The sequence below is a fragment of the Clostridium sulfidigenes genome, assembly GCF_000732635.1.
GTDB classification, from domain to species: domain Bacteria; phylum Bacillota; class Clostridia; order Clostridiales; family Clostridiaceae; genus Clostridium_J; species Clostridium_J sulfidigenes.
The window spans coordinates 1-11,382 of record NZ_JPMD01000045.1 but is presented as its reverse complement, the minus strand read 5'-3'; the positions used below and the strand labels follow the sequence as shown (position 1 = coordinate 11,382).

The 11,382-nt window shown below is 29.2% G+C and carries 9 protein-coding genes and 3 tRNA genes; 10 read left to right on the top strand and 2 right to left on the bottom strand.

The window, feature by feature from the left end:
- Positions 1–99 precede the first annotated feature (99 nt).
- From secG to ligA, 4 genes are all read left to right on the top strand, one after another.
- Complete coding sequence (secG, locus tag IO99_RS16010) at positions 100–333, top strand: preprotein translocase subunit SecG (RefSeq protein ID WP_035135246.1); 234 nt, start codon at positions 100–102, stop codon at positions 331–333.
- A 134-nt stretch (positions 334–467) separates the two neighbouring features.
- Positions 468–782, top strand: coding sequence for a YerC/YecD family TrpR-related protein (locus IO99_RS16005; protein WP_035135244.1), 315 nt, complete (start codon positions 468–470; stop codon positions 780–782).
- Between the two features lie 276 nt (positions 783–1,058).
- Positions 1,059–3,320: a DNA helicase PcrA gene (gene pcrA, locus IO99_RS16000; RefSeq protein WP_035135242.1), complete on the top strand. Its 2,262-nt coding sequence runs from the start codon at positions 1,059–1,061 to the stop codon at positions 3,318–3,320.
- 138 nt (positions 3,321–3,458) lie between these two features.
- A complete protein-coding gene (gene ligA / locus IO99_RS15995; protein ID WP_035135240.1) occupies positions 3,459–5,456 on the top strand; it encodes an NAD-dependent DNA ligase LigA in 1,998 nt (665 codons plus the stop codon).
- A 140-nt stretch (positions 5,457–5,596) separates the two neighbouring features.
- On the opposite strand, the gene IO99_RS15990 is transcribed toward ligA, so the two are convergent.
- A complete protein-coding gene (locus tag IO99_RS15990; protein ID WP_035135238.1) occupies positions 5,597–5,866 on the bottom strand; it encodes a hypothetical protein in 270 nt (89 codons plus the stop codon).
- A gap of 145 nt (positions 5,867–6,011) precedes the next feature.
- Between IO99_RS15990 and IO99_RS15985 the strand changes: the two genes are divergently transcribed.
- Complete coding sequence (locus IO99_RS15985) at positions 6,012–7,601, top strand: ABC transporter substrate-binding protein (protein ID WP_035135236.1); 1,590 nt, start codon at positions 6,012–6,014, stop codon at positions 7,599–7,601.
- An 18-nt stretch (positions 7,602–7,619) separates the two neighbouring features.
- Here IO99_RS15985 and IO99_RS15980 read toward each other — a convergent pair whose 3' ends face one another.
- Positions 7,620–9,014: a hypothetical protein gene (locus IO99_RS15980; RefSeq protein ID WP_035135234.1), complete on the bottom strand. Its 1,395-nt coding sequence runs from the start codon at positions 9,012–9,014 to the stop codon at positions 7,620–7,622.
- A gap of 98 nt (positions 9,015–9,112) precedes the next feature.
- Here IO99_RS15980 and IO99_RS15975 point away from each other — a divergent pair, with 98 nt between their 5' ends.
- From IO99_RS15975 to IO99_RS15955, 5 genes are all read left to right on the top strand, one after another.
- Positions 9,113–10,090: an AIR synthase family protein gene (locus tag IO99_RS15975; RefSeq protein ID WP_035135232.1), complete on the top strand. Its 978-nt coding sequence runs from the start codon at positions 9,113–9,115 to the stop codon at positions 10,088–10,090.
- A 23-nt stretch (positions 10,091–10,113) separates the two neighbouring features.
- Complete coding sequence (locus IO99_RS15970) at positions 10,114–10,710, top strand: XTP/dITP diphosphatase (RefSeq protein WP_035135230.1); 597 nt, start codon at positions 10,114–10,116, stop codon at positions 10,708–10,710.
- A 361-nt stretch (positions 10,711–11,071) separates the two neighbouring features.
- Positions 11,072–11,147, top strand: a tRNA-Pro gene (locus tag IO99_RS15965).
- Positions 11,148–11,164: 17 nt separating this feature from the next.
- Positions 11,165–11,238 (top strand) — tRNA-Gly (locus IO99_RS15960).
- Positions 11,239–11,244: 6 nt separating this feature from the next.
- A tRNA-Arg gene (locus IO99_RS15955) sits at positions 11,245–11,321 on the top strand.
- The last annotated feature ends 61 nt before the right edge of the window (positions 11,322–11,382 follow it).

Here is an 11,382-nt window from a genome sequence, read left to right as displayed (position 1 = left end):
ATATATATTTACATTTATTACTGTTTCCATTGTAAAAATATTTTTACTGTGATAAAATATATTACATGTATAAGGATAAAGAATTAAGGGGGCATAATAATGATAACAGCATTAAAGGTTGTAATAATTATTTCCGCATTAACAGTTATATTGGCAATATCGCTTCAAGAAAGTAAATCATCAGGCTTAGGTGGTTTAGTAGCTGGAAGTTCAGAAACTTTTTATAGCAAAAATAAAACTAAAACAAAGGAATCATTCTTAACTAAACTTACTATAGTATCAGCAGTTGTTTTTGCAGGGTCAATTATAGGAATAAACATATTTATACTTTAACTAAAAGCTATCCAGGGGGATAGCTTTTGTATTTAATGTCTGATAAAATTATATTAAAGATTAAATGTTTACACTTTAATATGATAACTTTATAATGTATATAGATGAATTTTTTAGTGATAGGGGAGAAAATAATGAGTGGATATGTTTCAAAACTTGAAACTCCAGAAATGGATTATCTTGTTGATGCGATTAGATCTCTTAAAACCAGAGAGGAAGTATATAGGTTCCTTGAAGATGTTTGTACAATAAATGAAATAAAAGCCATGGAGCAAAGACTTCAAGTTGCAAGAATGCTTAAAGAGAGAAGAACTTATTTAGATATCGCTAGTAGTACTGGAGCTAGCACTGCTACCATAAGTAGAGTCAATCGTTCTTTAAATTATGGAAATAATGGATATAAGGTAGTATTTGAAAGAGTTGATTGGAATGAATATGAAGATAAATAGAAAGTTATAAGTAATCATAGATTAATTATAAGAAAAAGCCTTACTTTGAAGAGAGTAAGGCTTTTTCTGTTTAATCAACTTATTAGAAATTAAAGTAATTACAATATAAGGTTATGGTGTAGTAACCATATTGAGTAATTATTTATATGTCGTTTATAAATTCATAGTATATGGTATAATAAAGAATAGGTTAAATATCCATAGTATAGTATTATATTATAGGATAAAGAAGATTAATAAATTACATTAGATAACTATAAATTTAGGAGTGATTAGATGGATTTAAAAAAGCTATTAAACAAGGAGCAATACGAAGCAGCTATTACCGTAGAAGGCCCCTTGTTAATTTTAGCAGGTGCAGGATCAGGAAAGACTAGGGTTCTTACTTATAGAATGGCACATATGATAAATGATTTAAATATATATCCCTCACAGATTTTAGCTTTGACTTTTACAAATAAAGCAGCAGGAGAGATGAAGGAAAGAGTTAAATCATTAGTAGGAGATATAGTTGATACAATGTGGGTTTCAACTTTTCACTCTAGCTGTGTAAGAATTTTAAGAAGAGAAATTGATAAGTTAGGATACAATAAAAATTTTACTATATATGATAGTTACGATGCTAAATCGCTAGTAAAGCAGTGCATGAAAGAACTTAATATCAATGATAAAGACATAACTGATGGAGAAATTATCTCAAAAATTTCCGATGCTAAAAATAAATTAATATCTGCTAAGAAGTTTAAAAAAGAAAATGAAGGAAACTTTCGAATGAATAAGATAGCAGATGTTTATCTAACCTATGAAAAGAAATTAAAGACTACAAATTCTTTGGATTTTGATGATCTAATTTATTTAGTTGTTAAACTGCTTAAAGAAAATGATGAGGTTAGAGAGTTTTATAGAAGAAAATTTAAATATATTCTTGTAGATGAGTATCAAGATACAAATAAATGTCAATATGAATTGATAAAGCTTTTAGTTAATGAAAATGAAAATATATGTGTAGTTGGAGATGACGATCAATGTATTTATGCATGGAGAGGTGCAGATATAAATAATATATTGGACTTTGAAAAGGATTTTCCAAGAGCAAAGGTTATTAAGTTGGAGCAAAACTATAGGTCGAAATCAAATATATTAGAGGCTGCTAATAAGGTTATAAGAAATAATGCGCAAAGAAAAGATAAAGTATTAAGAACAGAAAGTGAATCTGGAGAAAAGCTAAAAGTATATAGAGCCTATAGCGATATAGATGAAGGAAATTTTGTAGCAACTCAAATTAAAAGAATGATAAGAGAAGAAAATAGAAGCTTAAAGGATTTTGCTATACTTTACAGAATGAACTCCCAATCGCGTATATTTGAGGAAGCCTTTAGAAGGAATGAGATAACCTATAAAATAGTAGGGGGACTCAGATTCTATGAAAGAAAAGAAATTAAGGATATTATGGCTTACTTGAAAGTGATAAACAATCCTCTTGATGATATAAGTTTAAAAAGAATTATAAATGAGCCTAAAAGAAGTATTGGAGACACAACCATAGCTAAGGTACAGGAATTTGCAGCAGAAAATAATATATGCATGTATGATGCACTTTTAGATGCAGAATTTATACCAAATCTTTCTGCAAGAGCTATAACATCTATAAATAAATTTGTGAGTTTAATGAATACTCTTATAGTGGATGCAGAGAATATAAGTGTACCTGAACTAATTGAGGATATTTTAGATAGAAGTGGATATATGAAAATGCTTAAGGGTTCTAGTAGTGCCGAGGATGAAAGTAGAATAGAAAACTTAAAGGAACTTGTATCTGATGCTGTAGTCTTTGAAAATTCTTCAGAAGATAAATCCTTAAGTGCCTTTTTAGAAAAGGTAACTTTGGTTTCTGATATAGATAATTTAGATGAAGAGAATAATGCAGTAGTAATGATGACTGTTCATAGTTCAAAAGGACTTGAATTTCCGGTAGTTTTCTTAGTTGGAATGGAAAATGGAATATTTCCAGGAATGGCTTCTTTGAATAATTTTAATGAGATGGAAGAATCAAGAAGACTCTGCTATGTTGCCATTACAAGAGCTGAAGAGATGCTATATATATCATCGGCAGAACAGCGAATGGTATTTGGTAGAACTGTGGGATATCCTATATCAGACTTCATAAGTGAAATACCTAAGGAATTAAAATGTGATTTGAATGATGATGGAGGAACTCAATCCAGAGGAAGCTTTGATAATATTAACAATAAAGTAAATAATAAGGTCAATAATAATCCTCACTCCTTTAGAAGTGGTTTTTATAATTCAAAGAAACCTATGGCTTCAAGTGAAATTAGTGGCATGGAATGTGGAGTTGACAAATGTGCAGTTAAAGAAGAACTTACTATAGGGGTAAAAGTAAGACATGGTAAATTTGGAGTGGGAACTGTAGTATCTATATCATCAGACAATGGAGAAACTATAGTAACTATAGCTTTTAACAATATGGGAATCAAAAAGCTTATGCTTAATAAGGCAGGTCTTGAACTAGCTTAATATAGTGTAAGAAAGTCACGAAGACAGCAGAATAAGTTTATTATAGGCTATGTTTTAGATGTTAATAAAACATAGCCTATAATTAAATTTTAAATATATATAAGAGCTATTTTAAAGTTAATAGGAGGAAGCGTTATAATGAGTGATGATAAGCGTAGTAAAATGCTGAAGTTAGTAGAGGAGTTAAATAAATACTCCTATGAATACTATGTACTAGATAATCCTATCATATCTGATAAGGAATATGATAAAAAATATGATGAACTTAAAGTATTAGAAAGTGAACTTGAAGAGGTTTTACCTTATTCACCAACGTTAAGAGTAGGAGATATAGTTTTAGATGAATTTAGAAAATATAAACATAGAGCTCCTCTTTGGAGTTTAGATAAGGCTCAATCCATAGAACAAATTAAGAATTGGCATAATAGAAATATTAAAGCTATAAATGAGTATAATAATAAGCATGAAGAAAAACTACCAAGTGTTAAGTATATTGTTACTAAAAAGTTTGATGGACTTTCTATAAACTTGACCTATAACCAAGAGGGGATTTTAATAGTTGGATCCTCTAGAGGGACTGGAGAAATTGGAGAAGACATTACTAGTCAAGTAAAGACTATAAAATCTATTCCACTCATAATAGATAATCACAGTATAATAGAAGTTCATGGTGAAGCTATTATGACAAAGGAAGCTTTTGAAAACTATAATAAAAATGCTTCTATCCCATTAAAGAACTTAAGGAATGGAGCAGCTGGAGCTCTTAGAAATTTAAATGTAAAGGAGACTGCCAGAAGAAATTTATCTGCTTTTTTCTATGATGTTGGATATAATGAAGGAAATCCATTTAATACATATACTGAAATGATGAATTTTATAAAAAAAATGGGACTCCCTATGGATAATTATATGGAAACATGCACTAATATTGAAGATATAGAAAAACAAGTTGAATATATTAATAGTATTAGAAATAACTTGAATTATGACATAGATGGGGTAGTTATAGCAATTGATGATATAAAAACTAGAGAGGTATTAGGATATACAATTAAGTTTCCTAAGTGGGCAATAGCTTATAAGTTTGAAGCAGAAGAAACAACTACTAAGCTTTTGGATGTAGAATGGAATGTAGGTAGAAGTGGAAGAGTTAGTCCTACTGCAATTCTTGAGCCAGTAGAATTAGGTGGTGTAACAGTAAAAAGAGCTACTTTGAATAACTTAGATGATATTCAGCGTAAGGGAGTGAAAATTGGAGCTACAGTATTTGTTAGAAGATCTAATGATGTAATTCCAGAAATAATGGGAGTAGTAGAGGAGTCATTAGAAAGAAGTATTTCTATTGAAGAGCCTAAGGTATGTCCTAGTTGTGGGGAAGAATTATTTAGAGATGGAGTGCATTTGTTTTGTGAAAATACCTTAGCATGTAAGCCTCAAATGGTAAAAACTATAGTTCACTACGCTGGCAGAGAAGCTATGAATATAGCTGGATTTAGTGAAAAAACTGCTGAACAGTTATTTGAAAAACTTGGAATAAAGTCCATAGCAGATTTATATAGAATAAAAAAAGAGGAATTAGTTGGATTAGAAAAGTTTGGAGATAAGAAAGCTACAAATCTTTTAACAGCATTAGAGAATAGTAAAGAATGTGAATTATCTTCATTTATATATGGACTAGGTATTCCTAATGTGGGTAAAAAGACAGCTAAGGATCTATCAAAGAAATTTAAAACTTTAAAAAATATTGAGAAAGCATCCTTTGAAGAATTAATATCAGTTCCCGATATAGGAGATATAGTTGCAAAAACTATAGTTGAATTCTTCTCATTAGATAAATCTAGAGAAACCATAAATGAGCTATTAAATTTGGGTGTAACTCCAAGGGAGGAACAAGTTCAGCAAATAGATGAAAATCCTTTTAAAGATAAAACTATTGTAGTTACAGGAAGTTTAAAAGAATTTTCAAGAAATGAAATTAAAGATAAATTAGAAAGTTTCGGTGCAAAGGTAGCAGGTTCTGTAAGTAAAAAAACAGACTTTGTTATAGTTGGAGAAGACCCAGGTTCTAAGTATAATAAAGCTATAGAATTGGGAATTAGAGTAATTTCTGAAGAAGAGTTTAAGGGAATGATTTAAAGTAGAAAGCATTAGCCCCATGGAGTTTTTATCCATGGGGCTAATTGCTATAGTAAATAATTTGTATTGTACTATACATCTAATCAATATAAAATTTTCTGTTGATTAGGAGTATCATCCATAACTAAATAATTATTATTCTAGATAGTAGAGTCAGAAGTGCTATCTAAAAGCTCTGAATTAGAGCTTTCATCAATTATTTCAGATTTTTTTTGTTGTTCCTTTTCCTTAGCTTGCATATCTATACATGAAATATTTAATATATGTGAGATTTTTTCAAGTATATAATTACTATATCTCAGCTGGCTATATATAGAATTGAAAACAACAAATCCCCAAATGATTATTATCATAAAAGTTATTAAAGATAAGATTCCTAATATTTTCAATATAATATCTAAGTAAACCATAAGATACCTCCAATTTATTTACACATTATTATAAATATTATATCACATGTTTACAATTGGAAAAGAAGAATTTTGTGTTAACTTGCTCAGAATTGTTTATTTTGAAATAAATGAGTAAATAATTTTAAATATAGGAGGTGTTGTAGTGAAGAAAATAATATTTACAGTACTTTGCATTATAATAATTTTAGCAGGAATATCTATTGAGAAAGATAAATTGAATTCTGCAAAATATAGTAAAGCAAATTATATAACTTACAATATGAATGTAAATCCTGAAGATTTACAGTTAACAAGAGAAAATACTGTAAGAGATAAAGATTTGCTAATAACACTTTTTGAAGGTTTAGTAAAAGAAGATAACAATGGAGAAATAGTACCAGCACTTGCAAAGGAGATAATAACTTCAGAAGATGGCTTAGAATACACTTTTATATTAAGAGAGGATATATATTATAGTACAGGAGAAAAAATTACTGCAGAGGCAATTAAGAGTTTTTTTAAAGGATTTTTAAGTGATAGAAATAATGTATATGCTAGTAGTTTAGATTGTATATATGGAGCTAAGCAGTTTAGAGAAGGAATTGGTGATTTTTCAAATGTGGCAATAAACGTAAAAGATGATAGTACCATAGCTATTAGACTAAATTATAAAAATCCTTATTTTATTAATATCATAGCTAACCCAGTATTTAACCTTAGAGATTACGGAACCCTGGATAGGTATAAGGAAAATTTTACTTCAATAAGGTATACAGGTCCCTTTGTAATTAAAGATGTAAAGAATGATGGGATCTACATAGAAAAAAATCAAAAGCATTATGAAAGAACTAAAATTACTGATGAAACTATTAGAATTACATTTTTAAACAGCGAAGAAAATACTTTAGCTATTTTTGAAAAGTCAACGGATACCAATACAGATTATTTTTCAGGCAGTATTGATATAATGATGGATGCTCCAATAAATGAACTTTTAAGATTATCTCAAAATTCAATGGTGAAAAGTTTTAATGGTTCAGCTGTATATTATTTAAGTTTTAACCCGGATAAAGAAACTGTTGGTGGAGATGTAAATTTTAGAATAGCTATAAACTCACTTTTATCAAAGGAATACTACTCTCAACTTATATGCAAAGAATTACTTACTCCAGCTACATCCTATGTGATGGAAACAGATAAAACAGAACAAGTATTCTCGGTTTTTGGAGATACTGAAAAAGCTAAAGAATTCTTTAGCAAGGTTAATATCAATGAAAATCCTGAAATAAGAGTAATTTTTGAAAAAAATAACTTGAATAGGAGAATTGTTGAAGATTTAAGTATTGATATAAAAGAGTGTACTGATTCAGAAATAGTTTTAAAAGAATATTCTAAAGAAGAATTGAAAAATGCTGTTGATAAAGGAGATTATGATATAGTATTGCAGAGGTTTGATTTCAGCTATAGAAATCCTGGAGAGTATTTTGAGAGTTTCAATAAGATTTCTAATAATAATTTTATTTCATATGAAAATGAAGAATATTACAATCTTATTAATTCTGCAAAATATGAAATGAATGACGAAAAAAGAAAAATTATTTATGAGGAATGTGAAAAAATACTAAGAAATCAGTTAATATCTATACCTATATATAATATTAACAATGTTATTTGTGTTAAAGAAGGTATAAACCAAGTGTATGTAACTACCACTGGAAATATAAGATTAGAAAAAGTTAAAGAAGTACCTTAAATTTAAGGTACTTCTTTATTAGAAATCTAAAATTGTATTTAAATAAATAATTGTAAAAAAGTTAAACATGTTTTTACAAGAATCAAAACTATGTTTATAATGTTTATAACTTTCTTTCTTTCTATTTAAAGAAATATTTTTAACAAAAATAGGTGCTAAATCATTAGTATCATTATTTACATAAGAAGAAAATCTGAAATAATTATCATCTAATAGGTCTTCTGCCTTACATGAAAAATTCCTATATCTTTCAGGATTATCAAGACTAGGAGCTTCCGGCCACCTAAGTATAATTCCAGAGCTTACTACCTGTTTTTTATAAAGACCATGAATTTTAGAAGCTAGCTCGGTTTTTTCATTGTCACTTAATAAAGACTCTTGAATCATAAATACATAAAGATATAGAATTATTTCATCTGAAGAAAATTTGTTTTCTTTTTCAGAAATGTCTTTAATAAAAATACCATCATCATTATTATATAATTTTTCTAGGTTATTAAAGATTTTAAAGGCTGCATCTTTAAAATGCGACAAATTGGTATTTTTATAAGTTAATATAGAGTTTATATAGCATAAACAAGAAATATCTATATTATCTCTAATTACAGAAGGTGGCATATGATTGATATTTTCAATCATTAATTCAGAAAAATCTACTAGTAATTCCTTAGCTTTCTCCAGTTTTGAACATTCATAAAGAATATTGAAGGCTAAACATATTTTAACTAACTCATCGTGAGAAGTATTATATATTTCTTGTTTTAGACTTGAGAATAGATTCATTATATCTAGAGCAAAGGATTTAAAGTTTTCATTATTGTCTTCCGAAAGTGTAGCACATTTATAATATGCTGCCATAAGAAGAGCTTGTGTTGAAAATTTAAACTTCATATTCTTGTCTGTAAGAAAATATTCTTTTTGGAGAGGATCTGTAGAATCATATTTATCAACAAATACACCCTCGCTATTACGGCAATAAAGAGCAAAAAATTCTAATTGCTCAATGGATAGGTCAACATAGTATTTGCTAAGTTTATATTTATCCTCGTCAACATCTTTAAATTTTCTATAATAGTCAGATAAGTACAGCAAACCAAGGGTCATATACCCATTAGCACATATGTTTATTTCTCTTTTAAACTTGCGATGATTCCAAAGTAATTTATCTTTTTCTTTCAAAAGTTTTCCGTCGGCTTTTCTATATACACATAATAGTGGAGAAATAACGCTATTTGTGATATCATCATCATTAGGTAAAGGTTTAATTTTTAAGTTTGCATTTCTAGATATAATTCCACATCCAGAGTGTAGAACTATATGTCTAAGGGACTCTTTAGAAAAATGAAACAATTGACTTTTTATATTGTCATTGTTTAGTATGTTAATTCTTAAAAAAGGTCCTATATATCTCAAAATAACACCACCAGAATATTAGTTATATTTAATAATATGATATGAGAAGTGAAAATGTGCCAAAAACACAATAGTTTTTTTAGGTTAGGAGAATTTATATGAGAGTAGGAAAATTAAATTGGAATGAACTAAAGTACATAATAGATAACCATAAAGGGAAAGAGAGGAAGGAAGTAGAAGTATCTAACGGCATAGGAGAAGATTGTGCCATTATAAATTTTGATAGTAATCAATGCGTAATTTCTACAGATCCTGTAACTGGTGCAGATGAAAATATAGGTAAAATTGCAGTTAACATTAACTGTAATGATATAGCTTCCTGTGGAGTCGAGCCATTAGGAATCTTGGTTACCATACTAGCACCACCAAAGACTACTATACAAGAATTACATGATCTTATGAAAGAAATTCATGAAGAAGCATGTAAAGTAAATGTTCAAATTATAGGTGGCCATACTGAAATAACAGAAGCTGTTAATAAGATAGTGGTTTCGTGTACGGCTATTGGAAAAAGTAATGTTAATAGTGCTATTAGCACATCAGGAGCAAAAGTAGGGGATAGCATAATAGTTACTAAACAACTATGCCTTGAAGGAACTTCAATATTGGTTAATGATTATGAAGAGAGATGCAGGAGTATATTAACAGATGAAGAGATTGAGGAAGCAAGAGGTTATGTGGAGAGCATAAGTGTAGTGAAAGAAGGAAAAATAGGTGGAATAGCTAAAGCAACATCTATGCATGATATAACAGAGGGTGGAGTTTTAGGAGCATTATGGGAAGTTGCTAATGCAAGTAATGTAGGATTTAAGGTTAGTAAATCTAAAATGCCAATTACAGAAATTACAAGGAAAGTATGTAAAGAATTTAATATAGATCCATTAAGACTAATATCATCAGGTAGTATGCTTATAACTACTGATAATCCAGAAAAGTTGTTAAAATCTTTTGATGATAATGGAATTAAGGCTACTGAAATAGGAGAAATAACTAAGAGTAAAGGTATAGTAATAGATGATAAAGAAATCAATGAAGTAACTCCGCCAGAAGCAGATGAGTTATTTAACATACAGTAGACATTTAAGAAGGAGAATTTGTAATGAAAAGAGTAATAGTTGCTAGTAATAATCATCATAAAATTGTAGAAATAAAGGAGATTCTTAAAGAGTTTGATTTAGAGGTAGTATCTTTAAAAGAAGCTGATATAGATATAGATGTAGAAGAAACAGGCACTACATTTATGGAAAATGCATACATAAAGGCTAAGGCAATTCATGAAATTTGTAAAGATGTACTTGTTTTATCTGATGATTCAGGATTATCAGTAGAAGTATTAAATGGAGCTCCGGGAATATATTCTGCTAGATATAGTGGTGAACATGGAAATTCAGTGGAAAATAATAAAAAGTTAATAAGAGAGTTAGAAGGTGTGCCTTTTAATGAACGAAAAGCAAAATTTATATGTGCTATGGTTTTAATAGTTAATGATAAAGATATTATCAAAGTTCAAGGTGAAGTAGAAGGTTTAATATTAGAGGACTACAAAGAGTGTGAAGGATTTGGATATGATCCTCTATTCTACGTGCCAGAACTAAAGGCTACATTTAATGATGTACCTTCTAAAGTGAAAAATGCTATAAGTCATAGAGGAAATGCATTATCTAAGTTAACAGAAGAGATGAAAAAATATTTATAGTTTACATATAATAATTTAACTTGTTGTACATTTAAATAGTTCCATGTATAAATATATTTATTTTTACATGGAACTATTTGAATTTCTTCCTTGTGTTGAGTATTAAGTTGCATAATTTGTTAGTTTTATTTAAGTTTATTTTAATATAGGCAGAGAATTTAGTAGTAACAATATACGTCATTAGTATTCCTAAGGTATATAAGAGAAAAGAAGGTAAATAAGGATTTGAAGAGAATTTGCAATAAAAACTGTCAAAATTTAATTAAAAACTTCAAAAAAGGTGTTGACTAATTAAAGGGAAGTCTGTATAATAAATTTTGTCGTTAAGGTTATTAATCAAACGGTACTGATTAAGATATATCGGGGTGTGGCGCAGATGGGAGCGCGCGTGGTTTGGGACCATGAGGTCGCAGGTTCAATCCCTGTCACCCCGACCATTTTAAATTAAATATATGCGGGTGTAACTCAATGGTAGAGTGCTAGCCTTCCAAGCTAGTTACGAGGGTTCGATTCCCTTCACCCGCTCCAATATATGCGTTTTTAGCTCAGCTGGATAGAGCAACGCCCTTCTAAGGCGTGGGCCAGGGGTTCGAATCCCTTAAGACGCACCATATATGGTGAACGTAGTTCAGTTGGTAGAGCGCCAGATTGTGGTTCTGGTTGTCGTGGGTT

Excerpts from the sequence above, each read along its gene's own strand:
- IO99_RS15990 (WP_035135238.1), bottom strand. The coding sequence starts at position 5,866 with ATGGTTTACTTAGATATTATATTGAAAATATTAGGAATCTTATCTTTA.
- pcrA (WP_035135242.1), top strand. The coding sequence starts at position 1,059 with ATGGATTTAAAAAAGCTATTAAACAAGGAGCAATACGAAGCAGCTATT.
- ligA (WP_035135240.1), top strand. The coding sequence starts at position 3,459 with ATGAGTGATGATAAGCGTAGTAAAATGCTGAAGTTAGTAGAGGAGTTA.
- IO99_RS15975 (WP_035135232.1), top strand. The coding sequence starts at position 9,113 with ATGAGAGTAGGAAAATTAAATTGGAATGAACTAAAGTACATAATAGAT.
- IO99_RS15970 (WP_035135230.1), top strand. The coding sequence starts at position 10,114 with ATGAAAAGAGTAATAGTTGCTAGTAATAATCATCATAAAATTGTAGAA.
- IO99_RS16005 (WP_035135244.1), top strand. The coding sequence starts at position 468 with ATGAGTGGATATGTTTCAAAACTTGAAACTCCAGAAATGGATTATCTT.
- secG (WP_035135246.1), top strand. The coding sequence starts at position 100 with ATGATAACAGCATTAAAGGTTGTAATAATTATTTCCGCATTAACAGTT.